The organism is Megasphaera stantonii (genome assembly GCF_025567065.1).
GTDB classification, from domain to species: domain Bacteria; phylum Bacillota; class Negativicutes; order Veillonellales; family Megasphaeraceae; genus Megasphaera; species Megasphaera stantonii.
Window position 1 is genome coordinate 1 of the sequence record NZ_JAOQKD010000012.1, and the last position, 19,280, is coordinate 19,280.

Genomic DNA, 19,280 nt, shown 5'->3' on the forward strand with positions numbered 1-19,280 from the left:
CTCCTTTGCGTGAGATTGTGGTGATTTCATTATACCAAAGAAGTTCCTTCTCTTTTTATATGTTCTTCACTTTTGTGCAGTAAAGTTTTCCCACAATTATTTTACACTAACCCTTATCTGCGCAAGCTCATTCTCCCTCTCTCATAAAAAATTAACAAAAAATATACAAAATAGACCTTGCTTTTACTTCTGCCGTCTGTTATAATAACAGCATAACAAATAACCCTTATTTGTTAATAGCATTTAATATTCAATTTCAATTTAATATTAAATTCATTCTATTTTCAGGAGGTTATGAACATGAAAAAATTTGTTTGCGGTATCTGCGGTTATGTATATGAAGGTATGGAAGCTCCGGAAAAATGTCCTCAGTGCGGCGCTCCGAAAGAAAAATTCACGGAAATGGTTGCCGGCGTAAAAGAATACGCTGACGAACATAGAGTCGGCGTCGCTAAAGGCGTAGACGAAAGAATCATCGAAGGCTTGCAGCTCAACTTCACGGGCGAATGCTCCGAAGTCGGCATGTACCTCGCTATGAGCCGCGTTGCTGACCGTCAGGGCTATCCGGAAGTTGCCGAAGCTTACAAACGCATTGCATTTGAAGAAGCTGAACACGCAGCTAAATTTGCCGAACTCCTCGGCGAAGTCGTAACAGACGACACGAAGACCAACCTCGAACTCCGCGCTGCCGCAGAACAGGGCGCTTGCGCTGGCAAAAAAGAATTGGCTACGTTGGCAAAACAGCTCAACCTCGACGCTATCCATGACACGGTTCATGAAATGGCAAAAGACGAAGCTCGCCATGGCCGCGTATTCGACGGCTTGCTTGCCCGTTACTTTGCAAAATAAGATTTCCCTTGCAATTGGACGACCTGCATCAATTGATGCAGGTCGTTTTTTATATAGGTTCATAGTATAATATTTGTAACGAAATCTATCTGAAGGAGGCGGTTTTCATGAAACGACTACTCTCATCGCTATGCATCCCCATTGCCTTAGCCCTGCTGTGCGTCCCCGTTCAGGCCGAAGATTACGAACATTGGAGCGATGCAGCCTATGAATTTCACAACGTGCGCCGCATCTACATCGACGAACTGCAAACGCCGCCGGACGCCATTTCCAGCACGATGAAAGCCCGCCGGCTCAAGGAGTATTTCTTCGAACAAGCAAAAGAGCTGGACGATTGGACCGTGGTCATGCCGACCCTTCCGCCGCCCGTGCCGCCGTCTCCCCTGGCAGCGCCGCCGGAACCAGCAGAACTGCCGAAGCAGACAGAAGCCAGTTCTGCCGAGCTGCACCATGTTTCCTCCAGCGATCCGGCAGCTGGTCTTCCCGATTCGCCTCCTGCCGCAGTATCTGAAACCGAACCGACGCCGCCAGCTCCCGCGCCAATTGCAGCCGAGCCTGCAGAGCCGCCCCAGGCTCCAACAGACGCCATCCCGCTGGAAGCTGCCGATTCCGACCTCTACGTCAAGGCAACCGTCACGACCTATTATGTCGGAACAGGATTGATACCCGCCCATATGGAATGGGAATCGTATATGATCCGCGACGTGGCCTACGACAGGCGAGGACGGCCCCACTGGTTTTCCCGCCGCATCAGTTATCCCGTATACGTGCCGAACACCTACGTCCCCCTGGCAACGGTAGGCGTTCAATTTATCGTATACGACGTAAAAACGGGAAAAGCCGTGTCGATGAGCGAAGATAACCGCACACGCGGCTCATCGCAGGATCTATACGGCGTGTATAAGCGCATCGTCGACAGATTCTACAAAAATTTGAAAAAGGATTTAAAAGAATAGGCCATAACCGCACATACCGTATGAAACAGCGCGCAGGATTCCCCTTCTCCTGCGCGCTGTTTTGCTGCCAGTACAGCGGTCTTTATTTCGCTTTTCTATCAATCAAATACAATTCAATCGTATGGGACAATTCATGAGCCACGGCATCTTCCTCAAATAAAATGCTGTCGGCGCCGGCCTGCTTCAGCAAGGCCTCGTCGTTTAAAAAGCGCGAACGGGCAAAGATTTTTATGGTCGCGCTGCAGTTTCGCGCCGCCATAGCCGCTGCCGCAGCCCCTGCTACGTCGGGAATCGTGATGATAAAGCAGTCGGCCTGCTCCGCGCCGGCGGCCTTCAAGACCTCTTCCCGTGACACGTCGCCGTACATAGCCAGCTTTCCCTGTTCATTCAACAGGGAAACGGTTTTAAGATTCATATCGACGACGACGGGCTCCATGCCGCGCCGTTCCAACAAGGCCGCAGCCCGCCGCCCCGTAGGACCATATCCGGCGATAATCGCCCTGGGCCGTTCCGTCTTTTCGCTGCGAACTCGCTCTGCATATACGCTGCCCAGCGAAGCCGCTTTAGATTCCATGCGGAACGTAAGCCAGCGCCAAAGCTTCGGCTGCTTCCTGGCCCATGCCTCGGCCTCGGTCATGCGGCCCATAAAAAATGGATTGGCGGCGATAGAAATCATGGCGCAGACGATGAGGACGCTGAAAATATCCCGGGAAATCAGCTGCAGCGAATACCCCGTCTGAGCCAAGATGAAAGAAAATTCACCGACCTGAGCCAGGCTGGCCGCGACGGTAAAGGCAGTCGTCGGAGAGTAGCCCAAGACGGCAACGACTATGACGGTCACCAACGGCTTGATCAGGACGACGATGAGCAAGGAAACGATAACGACGACAGGCCGTTCAATAAGAAACTGCGGATCGAACAACATGCCGACAGAAAGGAAAAACAAAATGGCAAAAGCGTCGCGCAAGGGAATCAGCTCCGCGCCGGCCTGATGGCTCACATGGCTCTTTCCGACAACCATGCCTCCCAAAAAGGCCCCCAAGGCAAAGGAAGCGTTAAAAATATAGGCTGCGCCTACGGCCGTGAGAAAGGCTACGGCCAGTACCGTCAGGGTAAACAACTCCTGCGAACGAGTCTGCACCACCTGTTTCAGCATCCACGGCATACAGCGTCCGCCGATGACGATGACCAAGCCCCACAGCATTGCCAGTTTGATAACGGCCAGGGCGACTGCCCATATCAGCATCGTCAGGGAAATGCCTGCGCCCGACGCCAGCGACGGGCCGACTGCCGGCAGCAGCACCAGCATGAGCACGGTAAAAATATCTTCTACGACCAGCCATCCGACGGCAACGGTACCGTGTATCGTCGGCAGCTTGCCGCTGTCAGTCAAAACACGCAGCAAGACGACCGTACTGGCTACGGATAACCCGAGGCCGAGAAACAATCCTTCCACAAAGGAGTAGCCTAAGGCCATGGCCGCCGCGATGCCGCACAGGGTAGCCGACAGACTTTGCAGAATCGCGCCGGGAATGGCCACGCCTTTCACCTTCAGCAAATCGTCCATATGGAAATGCAGTCCCACGCCGAACATAAGCAAAATAATACCGACTTCGGCTAAATTATTGGTAAGATCCTGGTCGGCGACAAATCCCGGCATGTTCGGGCCGATCAAAAAGCCCGCCGCTAAATAGCCTACGATAGGCGACAACCCGATTCTTCGTGCTATATATCCAAAAAGCAAAGCCAATCCAAATCCGATGGCTAAAATTTCCAGCAAATGATATGCATGCACTGACATCACCTCTTTTTAATTATAAATAATGATTCTTTGTTCTCATTATACTAAAAAGAAGGCTCCGTGTACACGCCTTTGCTATGCGCTATTGATAAGACAATATGCTGATTTAGCCAGATATGCAGAAAACGGTATGCACCGACGTACTGCATACCGTTTTCGATTTCATCACATATTCATTTTTCACTTACGTTCCGGACTCACCTGCTGCGGCGATGCTTTTTCTGCCACCAGATAAACCCATATACGGCCGCTACGGCTACGAGAAGAATCAGCAGACGACCCCAATGCTCCTGTATGCGCAGCAAATCATGGCCCAGCCATACCTCTACGACGACGGCAGGAATTTTGCCGAGGGCATTGGCGATAAAGTGATCCCTGTACGAAATATGGCTCAAGGCGCTGAAGGCCGTGACGACCACATTAGGCGAATAGGGAATCGCCCGGCCGACCATAATCGTCCGGATACAGCTGTAGGAATCGAGCTTTTCCAGCATATTGCTCCGGCAAATGACCTTTTTAGCCTGATTGCGCAGCAGCGTCCTCGTCAGGCGAAAGCTGATTTCGATGCCGATGACTTCTCCGACCCAGGAAATCAAAATCCCCGGAACCAGACCAAATATGATGCCGTTGACCGTCAAAAAGGGGATAGAGGGAATACCGATGGCGTTGACGAAAGCAATCATAAACACGCTTACGCCGATAGCCGCGTAGCCAAACGACGCGATATAATCCGTCAGGCCATCCAGGTCGCCGCGTATCATCAGCCACCACATCGTGGAATAAAAGTCCGGCAGCATAACTTGGATAAGCCATAAAATGAGGACGACTCCTGCCACCCCGCCGATGCGGAGAGTCCATCCTAATGCTTTATCTGTCATACAAATATTATCCTCATATAAAAATTTAAATCAGCGTACCTTTTATTATATCATAATCTTCGTCATCTTGGCACGATGTAATCTTGACTTTTTCCACTTTTCCCATATTTTGACTCATCATGATAAAATCTTCCAACTTTTCCATCGCCAGTCCGCTGTCGATGAGCTGAGCCGCCCGCTTTACGCCGGCTTCCAAGGTCAAGGCGCTGCCGCCTACGTACAGCCCCGCGCCGGCGTTGAGGAGAACCGCCGTCCGGCAGGCGCCCTTTTCGCCCCGCAGGACGCGCCGGGCAATCGCCGCGTTTTCCTTCGGCGTCCCGCCGCGCAGTTCGTACCGTTCGCACGACGGCAAGGCAAATTGTTCCGGCCAAATTTCATAGGTGCGGAAATCCTGGCCGGAAAATTCGCAAATCAGCGTGCGGCCGGCGGCGGAAATTTCATCAGATCCGTCCCGTCCGTAGACGACCATGCCGTGTTCCACGCCCAATCGTGACAATACGCGGGCCATCGGCTCTACCAGGTCCGGCGTATTGACGCCCAAAATCTCGCGGCTGGCCCGGGCCGGATTGATGAGGGGCCGCAGCACGTCGAAAATCGTCTGAACGCCGAGCTGCTCCCGTACCTTGTCGATGCGCTTCATCATATAGTAGTAATACCGCGTGTAAAAATAACAAATCCCAATCTGCTTCAGCATTTCCAGACAGCTGGCCGGGCTAAGAAAAATATTGACTCCCAAGGCTTCCAGCATATCGGCCGAGCCGCTCCGGGACTTCTTCGCCCGGTTGCCGTGCTTGGCCACCCGGACGCCGCCGGCAGCGACGACGATAGCGGAAGTCGTCGATATGTTGAACGTCTTGGCCCGATCGCCGCCGGTGCCGACGATATCAAATAAATCGGGCCGGCATTCCACTCGCAGGCTGTGAGCCCGCATCGCTTCGGCAAAGGCCGTCAATTCCGCCTCCGACGCGCCCTTTGTCGCCAGCGCAGCCAGGACAGCGCCGACCTGTACGTCAGAAATCGTCCCGTTCATCATGCTGTCCATGACGTACATGCATTCCCGCGCTGTCAAAGGCTGCCGTTTCGTAATCTTCTTCAATACGTTCGTCAACATATCCGACACCCCCTGTATACAAACCTAAAGGAGTTCCTCTTCATATTATATATTATACCATATTATGTGTTTACAATATACACAAAGTAAGGTAAAAAGCTTATATACTTTAAATTGCTCCCAGGCCTTTTTCTTTTGACAGGCAAAATAAAATCAATTATATTCAGCACATCCTCCTGCATCGCATCGACAAAAAACTCGACAGGAAAACATATCTCCTGCCGAGTTATTCCTTCTATGAACTTAATACAGCTTCCATAAGGTCTTATGTACGGCCGCCCAAAGCGTCTTAAAAGACAAATACAATATCAATGTCGTGCCAAACAGCAGTAGAAAGATTGCCAATGCTTGCGTCCATAAAGCCGGATGGTCTACGCTGTAGTGAAGAAGGCCGTTAGCGAAGGCCATCGTAGGGAAGCTGCTGGCCCACCATCCCATGCGAAAGGGTGATGTCCGCATGACGTGCAGCACCTTAGCCGCTACAGGGAAAAAAATGAAAATGCCCGCATTAATGAATAAAGCAGTAAAATTATCGGGGCTAAAAGTCTGGGAATAGGTAATATACCCCATGCCAAAGGGCGCCATGAGTATCATAAGGCTCGGCTGAGCCGCATCAGACAATGTCTTGCCAAACACGCTGTGGGCAAATAAAAGAGCGATAACGGGAATTCCTGTCACTAAGCCTATAGCCACGCAGAATACAGAAATATCATGATAGCCCGGATTCTGCAGGATATTGCCGGCAATGGGAATCGTAATCGGTCCCAGCACGGCCAAAAGCCACGCCGGCGTAACCGAATCGACGCTCTGACGGTCATACAGCCAGTGTTTCAGCAAAATCCAGCTGAACACCATGATGATGAACAATCCGGCATACCAAAAAAAGCTGGCAAGTCCATGATGATACGGTGCCAGCACAGCCGCCAGCAATACAGTCGAAACGTTGAACGTGCCAAAAAAATTTACCTTCGTCGGGCTGTTCCATTCCGCCCGGACTGCCGCCGCATCGACGCGCAGCTTATGAAAATATCGGATGAAAATCAGCACATAGAGCACCAAGGCGCAGGCGCCGAAAAATTCTCCGATCCAGGCCGGCGCGCCCCACAGCTGATGAGCCATGCGCCAACCGAAGCACATGCCGCAGTACCCCATTGACGCGGCAAAGGTAGAAATAGACATGAAGTGGACAAAGCCTATCTTGCGAATCCGTCCCCGCGCGTCGGGTTCAATGATTTCAATATGCTGTGCCATATCCGCCAGCCTCTCTCCTCTCTGTTATATGTTGAAAACCTATGTCCGACTGTTAATTGCGGACATAGGTTATATACGCTGCGCTTTTAACTGTGTCAGCACGGACTGCAGCCGTTCCTCGCTGTAAAATACTTCTTCCAGGCAAAGGCCTTGAGCCGGCGCCGTCGCGCCCAGCTTCGTCCGGTCCTTTCCTTCCAGGATGCGCCGGAACTCGTCGGGCGTCAGCCGGTGGAGACCCAAGTCGACGAGGCCGCCGGCGATGTTTCGCACCATGTGATACAAAAAACCGTCGCCTACGACGTGGATGCGCAGCAAATGCCCCTGCTCTTCCAGGTCGATGGCGTACATCGTCTTGACGGGATTCATGGGCGTCGTATTCTGCCCTTCAAAGGCAGAAAAATCATGGGTTCCCAGCAAGATCTCCGCGCCGGCCTTCATCGCCTGCCGGTCCAGGGGCTTGCGGATAAACCAGGCGTACCGCAGCTGAAAAGGGTCGTGCATGCGGCGGTTCACGATAGAATAACAGTAATGCTTTCCCTTGTTGTCGTGACGCACGCTGAATGCGTCGGGCATTTCCTCTGCCGACAGCACGGCGATTTCCCGGGGCAAATACCCTTTCATGGCATAGGGAATCTTCTCGGTCGGAATCGTACCTTCGCCGTAGAAGTTGACGACCTGCCCGCGGGCATGGACGCCGGCATCGGTACGAGCTGCGCCGTAAATCGTAATAGGCGACTGGAAAATCGCCGATAAGGCCTGCTCGACGCATAATTGTATGGACGCTGCGTTGGTCTGACGCTGAAATCCGTGAAAATCCGTGCCGTCGTAGGCAATAATCAGACGAATATTTTTTTTCATAGGAGCCACCGCATCGCAGCCAGTATGAAGGTGACGACGAGGACGGCCGCCATCGCCACGGCGTCGCGGTACGTATAGGCCAGCTCGTTCATCCGCGTCCGCCCTTCGCCGCCGCGATAGCAGCGCGCTTCCATCGCTGTCGCCAGATCTTCGGCGCGGCGAAAGGCGCTGACGAACAGCGGCACCAGCAGGGGTATCATGTTCTTCCCCCGCTGCCACAGGCTGCCGCTGGTAAAATTGGCGCCGCGGGCCGTCTGGGCTTTCATGATGCGGTCCGTTTCCTCCAGCAGCGTCGGGATGAACCGCAGGGCAATGGTCATCATCATGGCCAGCTCATGGGCCGGCACGCCGACGCGCTTAAAGGGATTCAGCAAATGCTCAATACCGTCGGTCAGGACGATGGGCGACGTCGTATACGTAAGAAGGGAAGAAAAGACGATCAAATAGACGAGGCGGGCCGTCATCAGGCAGCCCTGATACACGCCTTCCCGCGTAATATGAAGAATGCCGTACTGCCAGAGTATTTCCCCCGGCGTAGAAAAGACGTGGATGCTCATGGTAAAAATGATGATAATCCACAGCGGCTTCAGCGACTTGGCAATCAATTTAATCGGCAGGCGGGATATGGCGAAGTTCAATACGACAAAGGCCGTCACGACGCCGTACGACGCCAGGGAGTCGGCAAAAAAGATGGCGACGATAAAAATGAGGGTCCCCAGGATTTTAGCCCGCGGATCCAGCTTATGCAGGAAGGACGTGCCGGGAAAATACTGACCCAGCGTAATATCAGTGAGCATGGTTCATCCTCCTTATGCAGTCGTATACGGCGGCGACCCCTTCGTCGACGCTGTGAACCCTGTCGCTGATATCAAAGCCCTTCGACTGCAAATACTGCAGCACTTCCGTGACGGGCGGCACAGACACGCCGGCGTCATGAAGGGTCTGCTGCCGATGGGAAAAGATATCGAGAGGTTCGCCGTCGAGGACGATATTGCCGTGCGACAAGACGAGCAGCCGCGTTGCCATCTGGGAAATATCTTCCATATTATGAGATACTAAAATGACAGTAATATTTTTTTCCTTGTGCCAGCGCTGTATTTCAGAAAAGATTTCCCGGCGGCCGACAGGGTCCAGCCCGGCGGACGGTTCGTCGAGAATGAGGTACTTCGGATGGATGGCGATAACGCCGGCAATGGCGACGCGCCGCATTTGTCCCCCGCTCAGCCGGAAGGGAGAGCGGTCGGCATAGGTGTCGTAATCGAGGCCGACGAATTCCATCGCTTCCCGTACCCGCTCTTCAATTTCGTCTTCGCTCAGGCCAAAATTCCGCGGTCCGAAGGCGATGTCCTTGGCAATCGTTTCTTCAAACAGCTGGTATTCCGGATACTGAAACACCATGCCTACTTTATGGCGGATAGCCATGACTTCCTTCGTCTTTTTCGAAATATCCGTACCGTCTACAGTCACGACGCCCTTTGTCGGATGAATCAGCCCGTTCAGCAGCTGGACGAAGGTCGACTTGCCCGACCCCGTATGGCCGATAATGCCGACGAACTCACCTTCGTGAATTTCTACGGACGTTTCGTGCAGCGCCGTCCGTTCAAAGGGCGAACCTACACCGTAGGTATAGGTCACCGTATCTAACTTAATCGACATAACGCTTCTCCTAGTTCTTCTTTGGTAATAATATCGCCGGGCAGGTCAATTCCTTTTTCCCGCAGACGCGCGGCGATTTCAGCCGCTACGGGAACGTCGAGGCCCATGGCTTTCAGCTCGTCGACATGGCTGAAAACGCTGCGCGGCGCTCCGTCCATTTTGACCTCGCCCTGATTGACGACGACGACCCGGTCGGCCTGCACCGCTTCTTCCATAAAGTGCGTAATAATAATGACCGTAATGCCTTCGGCGTTGAGCTGGCGGATCGTCTCCATGACTTCGCGCCGGCCGACGGGGTCCAGCATCGCCGTCGGTTCGTCCAGCACGATGCAGTGGGACTGCATCGCCAAAATACCGGCAATGGCTATGCGCTGCTTCTGCCCGCCGCTCAAAAGATGGGGGCCGTGTTTAGCGTAAATCGTCATATTGACCCGTTTCAGGGCATCGCTGACGCGCTGCTTGATTTCCTCCGACGGCACGCCCAGATTTTCCGGGCCAAAGGCTACGTCCTCTTCTACGACGGCGGCGACGATCTGGTTGTCCGGATTTTGAAAAACCATGCCTACCTCCTGCCGTATATCCCACACATTATCGGGGTCGTCCGTCCGCAGCCCGCATACTTCGCATGCGCCGTCCGTCGGCGTCAGCAGCACGTTGAAGTGCTTTGCCAGCGTCGACTTGCCCGAGCCGTTCGTACCGATGACGGCGACAAATTCTCCCGGCTCAATCGTCAAGGATATATCTTTTACAGCGTAGACCGTCTTGCCTTCTTCATCTTGATACGCATGGCTCATATGGTCCAGCTTTATCATAGGTATGCTCATAACCTATCTCCTCAATAAAAATATATTCCCGAATATTATACAGTGTTTCGCCATAATTGTAAAACCGTAAGGCCCGTTAAAAGGTAAACCTAACCGACCAGGCTGCCGATCTGATATACGGCGAAGGTAATAATCCAGGCGACAAAAATCTGAAAGGCCACGGAAAAGGCCGTCCATTTCCAGCTTTGCGATTCTGCATGTATCGTGGCAATCGTAGCCGCACAGGGAACATACAGCAGAGAAAACAGCATCATGCAGTAGCCGTTGAGGGCCGTAAAACCGCTCTGTCCCAGCGTCGCCGCCAAGGCGGCCAGGGCAGCCGTCGAGTTGATATTCAGGCCGTCAAACAATACGGCGAAGCTCGATACGACGACTTCCTTCGCCGAAATTCCGGCGATGAGAGCCACCGTAATCTGCCAATATCCCAGCCCGATTGGAGCGAAAAAGGGCGTCAGGCCCCGGCCGATCAAAGCGCCGAAGCTGTTGGCCATATCGCCGTATCCGCTTGGGCCAAAGTTCAAAATAAACCACATGATAATAGACGCGGCGAAGATAATCGTGCCGGCGCGGCTGAGGTAATCCTTTACCTTTTCCCATACGTAAATTGCCACAGTCCGGCTGCTGGGCCGCTTGTATTCGGGCAGCTCGATGAGCAGCGCGTTGTCCGACGTGTCTTTGCGCATCACATTGATCGCCAGCAGCGATACCAGGGCGACGACGATGCCGATGATGTACATGGAATAGGCCGCCAGCATGGCATGGTTCGGAAAAAACATGCCGGAAAATAAAATATAGATAGGCAGTCTGGCGCTGCACGACATGAACGGCGTAACCAGCATTGTCCGATACCGGTCTTCCTTATTTTCCAGAGCCCTTGAAGCCATGATAGCCGGCACGCTGCAGCCAAAGCCCAGTATCATCGGAATAAAGGCCCGTCCCGACAGGCCCATCTTATTCATAATATCGTTCATAATATAGGCTACGCGGGACATGTAGCCGCTGTCTTCCAAAAGGGCCAGGGCAAAGAACAAAATACAAATATTCGGCAAAAACGTCAAGATGCCGCCGACGCCGGCAATGATGCCGTCGCACACCAGGGAGACGACCATGTCGCCCGCTCCGGCCGCGGCCAGAATAGCCCCTGCGCCCTGCGACAAGAAGTCTATCGCTTCTTCAAAATACTCCTTCAGCATATCGCCGATGAAGAAGGTCAGGAAGAAGACGACGGCCATGATGCAGAGGAACACGGGGATACTGAGCCAGTTGCTCGTCAGTATCTTGTCGGCATAGTCCGTCGCCGCCGCCCGGGCCGCCCGGTTGACGACGACTTCCTGTATGATTTCTTCTATAAAATTATATTTTTCGTTGATGATGTCCGTTTCATAGCTGCGGTCCATGACATGAGCCGGATCGTCGACGGGGAAGTTTTTCGTCACTTCCGGGTCCATTTCCAGCAGCTTCAAGGCATGCCAGCGATGATTGTAAATATCAGGATACCGTTCATGCAGCATGCTTCGCACTGCGTCGATTTTGTCCTCCAGGGCGTCGCTGTACACCATGGCAAACTCGTCGTGATGATTGTGGCGGTGCTTTGTCTCATCGGAATGATTGTGAATCAGCCTGTCCGGCCGCACGTGGCCGCGATGATGAACCGCCGCATGCAGCAGCACGCTCAGGCCCCGCCGCTTCAAGGCCGACACGGGGATGACCGGCACGCCCAGCATTTCCGGCAGGCGGTGCAGGTCGATTTCCATTCCCCGCTTTTCCACGATATCCATCATGTTCAGAGCAACGACGACGGGCTTGCCCAATTCCAAAAGCTGCAGCGTCAAATACAGATTCCGCTCCAGCGCCGACGCGTCTACGACGTCGACGATGACGTCGACCTGGTCGCTTAAAATAAAATTACGGGAAACCTGCTCTTCCATCGTATAAGACGTCAGGCTGTACGTCCCCGGCAAGTCGACCAGGTGGATGTGGACGCCGTGGGAGTCGATGGCCCCCTCTACTTTTTCTACAGTAACGCCCGGCCAGTTCGCCACTTTCAAATTAGCTCCCGTATAGGCGTTAAACAACGTCGTCTTTCCGCAATTCGGATTGCCGATAAAGGCGACGGTCATTTCTGACGGTTTCTGTTCCATACTGCTCACGGTATGAAGCGGATCCTTTTTTTCTTGCGCTTCCGCCTTCATACGATTCAACTCCTTACTTCAATATGTGATGAAATCCCCTTGCCGAGGGCCAGCCGCGTACTGCGCATCTGGATAATCATCGTGCCGGCATTTTTATTGTTGAGAACTGACACCTTCGTTCCCTTAATCATCCCCAGTGCCTGAAGACGCCGTTCCATGTTCTGCGGCAGATGCAGGGCTTCCACGATATACGTATCGCCTACAATTCCATGATCCAAGGTCATTTTTTCATCCTCCTAGCGAGCCCGTTCCGGTCCGTAAGCGTTGTCGCCGGACGTTCCCTTTACGGTAAAAAAGCCCAAGTAGGATACGGCCATAATCGACTGGGCCGCCGTCGCCGCCGTATCCATGCCGGCAATCGGCAGGATGTAGCTGGCTAAATAACAAGCAAAGGGAATAATAAACAAGGCTCCCTGCTTATTCATGTCGTGACAGCGGCGCATCCCTAAGGACAGCTGCGACCAGATAACCGGAATAGAAAGCAGCACGAAGATAATGCCGAACGCAGCGGCGTAATCCATGCGGTTAATCAGCACGGCTTCGGCGAAGCGGCTGTACAAAATAGCCGAAAACATGAGCTGGGCAAACATGAGGACCAGCGTCCTCATGATAAAGGAACGGCGCGGCAGGCGGCCTGTGAAGACGAAATACTTTGCCTTCAGCTCCGCCAAGCTGCGGAAGCTCAGCGTACTGCTGTCGCTGCCCGGGCCGACGGGCATGGACAAGCCGCGGTGGATGCGGGCTGCCGCGCCGGAGCGCTTCTTTAATTGTATCTTTTTATGCTTTGCCATAGGTATTCCCTCCGATAAGACCTTTTTCCATTTTTTACTACGTACCAATGGTATCATATTCTTGGCCTCGACTCAATTCATTTTCTGCAAATTATGGTATAATACACTTGCACCGATACAATGAAAAAGGAGGAGCTTCATGAAAAAAGGAGTATACCATAAAGACAAATATACATTCAGCGGAATGCTGAGCGACGAAGCCTTGTGGACCTTCGAATTCTTCAGCAAATCGTTGGCCGATACCCTGTCTGATTACCTGGACGTCATGGAGGAAAACCATCTCTGCATTCCCGCCGACGACGCAGACGAGCTGTTCGACATGCTGGAAGATATCAGCGCCGACCTGCGGGACGACTATCGTGCAGACTGCCTGCAATTAGACCGGTTCAGAGAAAACATATTGGCCTTCTACGACCTGGCCTTTTCTCTTTGCAGCGACCTGGAAGACGATCTGTCCGACGCGCCCCTCGAAGCCGTCTATTACAGCCAAGTATTCGTCCAAGGCCTCAAGCACTTCCTGCCGGTCATGCTGCAAAGCCTGCTCATGGACCTGCCGGAAAGTCAAAAACTACAGCAATTTATAGAGCAAATACAACGAGACTTCTCCGGACTCGCTCCTTTGGACATCCACGGAAGCCGTTTAAATTAACCTGCCCAGGAGGAAACATCTATCATGACAACATATACCTTTACCGGCTTGACCGGTTCGGACGGTTTGCTGACCTTTAATTTTTTCTGTGAATCCCTTGTCGGCGCCCTTCATACGCTCCATCACGTCCTGGAAGACAACGGCGCGGAAATGCCGGAAAAAGCGGCGGGCCTTCCGAAGGCTCTGGCCGATATGGGCTCCCATCTTCTGGAGGACTACGGGAAAAACGAGCTCCATTTAGACCGCTTCAAGCAAGAGCTGCTCGATTTTTACGACCTAGCCTTCACCGTAAACGACGAGCTGGCGCCGATGATTTTAAAAGGCGACGACGGACTGCAGTATTATTATTACGTATACATGCAGGGCGTCAACCTCTTTTTCCCAAACATATTGGAAAGCATCCTCCGCGACCTGCCGGAAGGAACGGATCCGCAGCCCTTTATCGCCGATATTTCCCGCAGCTTCGCCGTCCTTTCATCGCCGCAGGCATAACTGCAAAAAAAGCGCCTTACGGCGCTTTTTCTATTTCAAGATGAAGAAATACACAAACGATACGACGGCGACTAAAAACCGGTAGCAGGCAAAGGACGTAAGGGTCGATTTATTGAGAAATTTCAGGAACCACAATACGGAAATATACGCTACGATAAAGGCCGTCACAAAGCCGATGGCAATCATGACCAAATCGCCGCTGTCCAATACGGACCAGCTCTTCAGCAAATCGTAAAAGCAGGCGATGATCATGACCGGCACGGCAATGATAAAGGAAAAATCTGCTGCCGCCTTCCGGCTCAGCCCCAGAAATAAGCCGCCGGCAATGGTCGAGCCGGAGCGGGAAAAGCCGGGCCACAAGGCGAACATCTGAAAGGCGCCGACTAAAAATGCCTGCAAGATGGTCATCTTTTCCACATCGTCGCACAGCACGCGTATTTTCGCCCGTTCGGCCAGCAGCATGAACACGCCGCCGATGACCAGGCCGATAATGACGGTGCCGACGGAAAAGAGATACGTTTTGATCACTCCATGGGCAAAGTAGCCGATGATCATGACCGGCACGATGCCCGCTCCCACGTGAGCCAGCGTCAGCCCCGTATCGTTGCGCCGCCAATTCTGCGGGCGCAGCATATCCCAGCAGCGGTACTGCCGCAGCATGCGGATAAATTTTTCTTTATAAATCACCAGAACCGACAAAATAGCGCCGAGCTGAATAAATACTTCAAATACGCTGGCCCTCGGCCCCGTAAATCCCAGCCAGTCGCCGACGAGAATCATGTGGCCCGTCGAAGAAATAGGCAGGTATTCCGTTACCCCTTCGACGATCCCCAAGATGACGGCAATCATATAGTCACCCATCGTTATCTGCTCCTTTTATTGAAATCAAACAAACGCTTTTGTCATTATACCATGACGTACAGGAGAAAAAAAGAGCAAAATAAAACGCCGCAGAATCAACAGGCTCTGCGGCGTTTTACGCACGTACGGGGAAATCAGTCGAGGGACATTACATGTTTCGGATCTTCGATTGTAAATTTAGCATACTTGGGATCGCCGTTGTGTTCGAAATACAACGTATTGCCTTCCAAGCTGCCGCGCCAGCTGACGATAATCGGGCATTCCTTGCTCAAATCCTTCAGCATCTGAACCGGATTGAGGTTCAAAATCGGGGCAAACAGGAATTCGACGTTATCGATCATGACAACGCGGGCGTTGAGGCGGTGAATCGCCGTCGAAATGAGGGAAATAGCTTTTTCCGGACGGTCGGCCCGAGGAATTTCCAAGAATTCGTCGTCGAAGAGCTCGCGGGCTTCGCAAATCTTCCAGCCATCCTGGAACGTCAGTTCACGGATGAGCTTGCTCTTGCCGGAGCCGGGACCGCCGATAAGGATAAGCAGCTTTTCATCTTCCTGAGCAATGTACTTCCACCGTTTTAAAACATCTGCATCTGTAACCATGAAAATCACCTTCATCTGCTAGTATTAGTTATATTTATTATACTGGATGTCAGTCATATAAGTAAAGCATTTTTGCTATTTTATTTGTATATACTTGAAGAATCGTCCCGCGCCGCCGTCAGGACTGCAGACCGTAACGGGCCATGGGGTCCTGCAGATTCTGAATAGGCGCGCTGATCAGCAGCACATCTTCCACATACCGGCTGGCGTGGTTGACGACGAAGACCAGGGAAACGCCCTTCTGGAAGGGGCTGTCGTAGTAATAGGCGTCGACGGATTTCTCCGCTTCCGGCCCAACTTCGACCCGGTCGGGCCGTCCGTACAGGGACAATACCGTTGAAATATGGTAGCCCAGCGTCGCGCCGCGGCTCGTATAGGCGTTGTTGGTCAGCAGAAAGACCTTCTGCACCATGTTCCGGCGGTCTACTTCGACGCCGTAATCGCCATAGAGCCAGAAATTGTTGCTGTCCCGTTTGACCAGGTTATTCCACATGTTGTATTTATTGGCCTGGAAGGGCTGATTCAGGCTGAATCCCATGAGCGTAAAATCCCGTTCCGACCATTTATTCTGCGCCGGCAGGGCTTCACCGCGGCTGTAGGGCGGACGCGGCGGCATGAGGGCCACCCGCTCGATTTTCCGATTGGCGACGGCAAAAATCATGGCGCCGTCCCTCGCAGGATTTTCATACACAAAGTAATAAATATTGGCGTCGGCATCGCGCAAGACGTTGGAGGGAATCCCCATCTGGCGGACCAGTACCTCCGCAGGCATTTTCAGGCGCAGGCCCCTGCCGAAGACGGCGTCTTTCCCGCTGGTCAGGAACACCGATTCGACGCCGATGCGGACGCCTTCCCGTTCTTCTCCCGTTTCTTTCAGAATATCGGCCGTGTCGTTGCGGCTGCGAACCCGCATGGCAATATCCTTGCCGTCATACTGCATCGTCGTATAATGGGCGCTGCGGGCATACTTCGTCGGGCTGCCGTACAGGCTCCGGACCTTGCGCAGGCTGTCGCCGCAGTGTATGCCGCCGACGTGAAAATCGTCGGCATGCAGGACGCTGGGAACAGCAATATCCATAGCCCCGATCTCCTCTTTGGTCAATACCTTGCCATTGGAAATCGGTTTCTTCTTGTCTTTTTTATCAGCCTCTTCGCCTTCCCCTGCCGCCGCAGCTTGTGCCGCAGCGCCGGTACGGCTCTGGACTGCCGGAAGGGCAGGCTCAGACTGGGCGGGACTGCCGTCGGCAGAAACGGCCCCGACGGGCAGACAGGACGCGCACAACAGGCAAAAAACAGCGAGTATCAAGTTCTTTTTTCCGTTCATCGTCTTCCTCCTCATGGGGCTTTTGCAAAAAACACCCTTCGACACGATGGTTCAAAGGGTGTTTCCTAATTATTTCTGTTCCGGACGGCTAAGCGGGAACAACAGTACGTCGCGAATGGACGCGCTGTTGGTAAGGAACATGACCAAGCGGTCGATGCCGATACCCAGGCCTCCTGTCGGCGGCAAACCGTATTCCAGAGCGCGGCAGTAGTCTTCATCCATCTGATGAGCTTCGTCGTCGCCCCGTTCGCGTTCCTTCATCTGTTCGACAAAGCGGTTGCGCTGGTCGATAGGATCGTTCAATTCGCCGAAGCCGTTGGCCAGCTCGCGGCCGTAAATAAAGCCTTCGAAGCGATAGGTCAGCAAGGGATTATCCGGGTCCTGCTTGCTCAGCGGCGAAATTTCCAACGGGTGGTTCGTAATGATCGTCGGCTGAATCAGGTTTTCTTCTACGTAATCTTCAAAGCAGCCATTGATAATCTTGCCGATGCCGTCGTATTCGCCGTATTCGACGTGCAGCTTGTCGGCAATAGCCCGCGCTTCTTCTACGGTCTTGACGTCCGTAAAGTCTTCGCCGGTGTATTTTTTGACAGCTTCGATCATAGTCATTCGGTCCCAAGGCGGCGTCAAGTCGATTTCCTTGTCGATATAGGTAATCTTCATCGTGCCGTACAGCTTCATGGCCAGCTGAGATACCATTTCTTCCGTAATCTTGATGACGTCTTCCAAATCGCCGTAGGCCTGGTACAATTCTACCGTCGTAAATTCCGGGTTGTGACGCGTGTCGATGCCTTCGTTGCGGAAGCAGCGGTTCATTTCATACACCCGTTCCAAACCGCCGACGAGCAGGCGCTTTAAGTGCAGTTCCGGCGCAATGCGCAGGTAAATATCCATATCGAGGGCGTTGTGATGGGTCTTGAAGGGACGGGCAGCCGCACCGCCGGCAATCGTGTGCAGCATCGGCGTTTCTACTTCCAAAAAGCCCCGTTCGTCCAAATACTGACGAATGCCCTTGATAATCTGGGAACGTTTAATAAACGTGTCTTTTACTTCCGGGTTGACGATCAGGTCCAAATACCGCTGGCGATAGCGCGTTTCCTTATCCGTCAGGCCGTGGAATTTTTCCGGCAGCGGACGGAGAGACTTGGACAACAGCGTCCATTTTTCAACGCGAACCGTCGTTTCGCCCGTATGGGTCGTGAAAACAGCCCCTTCGACGCCGACGATATCGCCGATGTCCAGCAGTTTGAACAAGGTATACGATTCTTCACCCAAAATATCCTTGCGGAAATACAGCTGGATTTCGCCGCTGATATCGCGAAGGACGCAGAAGGCCGTCTTGCCGTGACGGCGGATCGCCATGAGGCGGCCGGCAATGCGGACGACCGTTTCGTCTTTTTCCAGGGCTTCTGCCTGGTCCTTCAATTCCTGGGCATGGTGATCCCAGTCGAATTTTTGACCGAAGGGATAGACGCCGGCATCGATAAAGCTCTGCATCTTTTCGCGGCGCACCTTCATTTGGTCGTTTAATTTTTCTTCTTCTATGACAAGATTTTCTTTCTGCATTTCATCGGACATGACAATTCCTCCTATAGGCTTTTTTATTCCGCCGTAAACGGCAAAATCCGGTATTTCAATTCGCCTGCCGGCGCTTTGACCGTGACGACGACGGGATTCGCTTCGTTGATCGGCTGTCCCAAAATCGCCTTGCCTACGGGAGATTCATTGGAAATTCTATTGTTGAACGGATCGGCTTCCGCCGTGCCGACGACGGTATATTCAAAACGGTCGCCCGTTTCTACGTCTTCCAGAATCACTTTAGAGCCCAGGCGCACCTTCGCGCTGCTGTCGTCAGATTCCTGAATGATTTTTGCCGTACGGATTTTATTTTCCAATTCGGAAATGCGGCCTTCGACAAAAGCCTGTTCATTTTTAGCGTCATCATATTCAGAGTTTTCGCTCAAGTCGCCCAAAGCGATCGCTTCCTGAATACGTTTGGAAACTTTAATGCGGCGAACTGATTTCAGCTCGTTTAATTCTTCCTTTAATTGTTCCAGACCTTCTTGCGTAATCAGCGTTTCATTTGTCATATTAGTACTCCTTTTCCCTATGACGGCAAATAGAAATAGTGTCAAGACACCTTGGCACTATTTCCACCTTTCTATTTTACGATAACTTTAATTATATG

The 19,280-nt window shown here is 52.7% G+C and carries 20 protein-coding genes; 4 read left to right on the forward strand and 16 right to left on the reverse strand.

Annotated elements, in window-relative coordinates:
• The first annotated feature begins 300 nt into the window (after positions 1-300).
• On the forward strand, positions 301-849 hold the full coding sequence (locus tag OCV58_RS07505) for an NADH peroxidase (RefSeq protein WP_087476824.1): 549 nt from the start codon (positions 301-303) through the stop codon (positions 847-849).
• Between the two features lie 107 nt (positions 850-956).
• Positions 957-1,805 (forward strand): hypothetical protein, encoded by an 849-nt coding sequence (locus OCV58_RS07510; protein WP_095629193.1) that lies wholly within the window; start codon positions 957-959, stop codon positions 1,803-1,805.
• An 82-nt stretch (positions 1,806-1,887) separates the two neighbouring features.
• Here the strand turns inward: OCV58_RS07510 and OCV58_RS07515 are convergent, their stop codons facing one another.
• From OCV58_RS07515 to OCV58_RS07565, 11 genes are all read right to left on the reverse strand, one after another.
• On the reverse strand, positions 1,888-3,600 hold the full coding sequence (locus OCV58_RS07515) for a cation:proton antiporter (RefSeq protein WP_158221366.1): 1,713 nt from the start codon (positions 3,598-3,600) through the stop codon (positions 1,888-1,890).
• A 203-nt stretch (positions 3,601-3,803) separates the two neighbouring features.
• Positions 3,804-4,484, reverse strand: a complete 681-nt coding sequence (locus OCV58_RS07520; protein ID WP_095629191.1) for a TVP38/TMEM64 family protein — start codon at positions 4,482-4,484, stop codon at positions 3,804-3,806.
• A gap of 25 nt (positions 4,485-4,509) precedes the next feature.
• On the reverse strand, positions 4,510-5,595 hold the full coding sequence (gene trpD, locus OCV58_RS07525; RefSeq protein WP_107196191.1) for an anthranilate phosphoribosyltransferase: 1,086 nt from the start codon (positions 5,593-5,595) through the stop codon (positions 4,510-4,512).
• A 243-nt stretch (positions 5,596-5,838) separates the two neighbouring features.
• A complete protein-coding gene (locus tag OCV58_RS07530) occupies positions 5,839-6,846 on the reverse strand; it encodes an SLAC1 family transporter (RefSeq protein ID WP_095629189.1) in 1,008 nt (335 codons plus the stop codon).
• Between the two features lie 69 nt (positions 6,847-6,915).
• Positions 6,916-7,704 carry a tRNA pseudouridine(38-40) synthase TruA gene (gene truA / locus OCV58_RS07535; RefSeq protein ID WP_154877456.1) on the reverse strand — a complete coding sequence of 263 codons (789 nt, stop codon included), beginning with the start codon at positions 7,702-7,704 and terminating at the stop codon, positions 6,916-6,918.
• The gene (locus tag OCV58_RS07540; protein WP_154877457.1) at positions 7,701-8,501 is read right to left on the reverse strand and encodes an energy-coupling factor transporter transmembrane component T family protein; all 801 of its coding nucleotides are present in this window, start codon (positions 8,499-8,501) and stop codon (positions 7,701-7,703) included. The genes truA and OCV58_RS07540 overlap by 4 nt, the downstream gene beginning before the upstream one ends.
• Positions 8,491-9,360 carry an energy-coupling factor transporter ATPase gene (locus tag OCV58_RS07545; protein WP_107196547.1) on the reverse strand — a complete coding sequence of 290 codons (870 nt, stop codon included), beginning with the start codon at positions 9,358-9,360 and terminating at the stop codon, positions 8,491-8,493. The genes OCV58_RS07540 and OCV58_RS07545 overlap by 11 nt, the downstream gene beginning before the upstream one ends.
• Positions 9,345-10,184, reverse strand: a complete 840-nt coding sequence (locus OCV58_RS07550; RefSeq protein WP_095629187.1) for an energy-coupling factor transporter ATPase — start codon at positions 10,182-10,184, stop codon at positions 9,345-9,347. The genes OCV58_RS07545 and OCV58_RS07550 overlap by 16 nt, the downstream gene beginning before the upstream one ends.
• A gap of 89 nt (positions 10,185-10,273) precedes the next feature.
• Complete coding sequence (feoB, locus tag OCV58_RS07555) at positions 10,274-12,376, reverse strand: ferrous iron transport protein B (RefSeq protein WP_154877458.1); 2,103 nt, start codon at positions 12,374-12,376, stop codon at positions 10,274-10,276.
• Positions 12,377-12,381: 5 nt separating this feature from the next.
• Entirely contained in the window at positions 12,382-12,600 is a 219-nt protein-coding gene (locus OCV58_RS07560) for a FeoA family protein (protein ID WP_107196544.1), read from the reverse strand.
• 12 nt (positions 12,601-12,612) lie between these two features.
• Complete coding sequence (locus OCV58_RS07565; RefSeq protein WP_154877459.1) at positions 12,613-13,167, reverse strand: DUF805 domain-containing protein; 555 nt, start codon at positions 13,165-13,167, stop codon at positions 12,613-12,615.
• Positions 13,168-13,306: 139 nt separating this feature from the next.
• Between OCV58_RS07565 and OCV58_RS07570 the strand changes: the two genes are divergently transcribed.
• Entirely contained in the window at positions 13,307-13,816 is a 510-nt protein-coding gene (locus OCV58_RS07570; protein ID WP_154877460.1) for a hypothetical protein, read from the forward strand.
• Positions 13,817-13,840: 24 nt separating this feature from the next.
• On the forward strand, positions 13,841-14,308 hold the full coding sequence (locus OCV58_RS07575) for a hypothetical protein (protein WP_087476807.1): 468 nt from the start codon (positions 13,841-13,843) through the stop codon (positions 14,306-14,308).
• A gap of 30 nt (positions 14,309-14,338) precedes the next feature.
• On the opposite strand, the gene OCV58_RS07580 is transcribed toward OCV58_RS07575, so the two are convergent.
• The 5 genes from OCV58_RS07580 to greA all read right to left on the reverse strand — a co-directional run bounded on the left by OCV58_RS07580 (position 14,339) and on the right by greA (position 19,182).
• Positions 14,339-15,169 (reverse strand): undecaprenyl-diphosphate phosphatase, encoded by an 831-nt coding sequence (locus OCV58_RS07580; protein ID WP_087476806.1) that lies wholly within the window; start codon positions 15,167-15,169, stop codon positions 14,339-14,341.
• Between the two features lie 134 nt (positions 15,170-15,303).
• The gene (gene brxF, locus OCV58_RS07585) at positions 15,304-15,768 is read right to left on the reverse strand and encodes a BREX-3 system P-loop-containing protein BrxF (RefSeq protein WP_087476805.1); all 465 of its coding nucleotides are present in this window, start codon (positions 15,766-15,768) and stop codon (positions 15,304-15,306) included.
• 118 nt (positions 15,769-15,886) lie between these two features.
• The gene (locus tag OCV58_RS07590; protein ID WP_154877461.1) at positions 15,887-17,092 is read right to left on the reverse strand and encodes a hypothetical protein; all 1,206 of its coding nucleotides are present in this window, start codon (positions 17,090-17,092) and stop codon (positions 15,887-15,889) included.
• Between the two features lie 69 nt (positions 17,093-17,161).
• On the reverse strand, positions 17,162-18,670 hold the full coding sequence (gene lysS, locus OCV58_RS07595) for a lysine--tRNA ligase (protein WP_095629183.1): 1,509 nt from the start codon (positions 18,668-18,670) through the stop codon (positions 17,162-17,164).
• 23 nt (positions 18,671-18,693) lie between these two features.
• Entirely contained in the window at positions 18,694-19,182 is a 489-nt protein-coding gene (greA, locus tag OCV58_RS07600) for a transcription elongation factor GreA (protein WP_087476802.1), read from the reverse strand.
• Positions 19,183-19,280 lie beyond the last annotated feature (98 nt).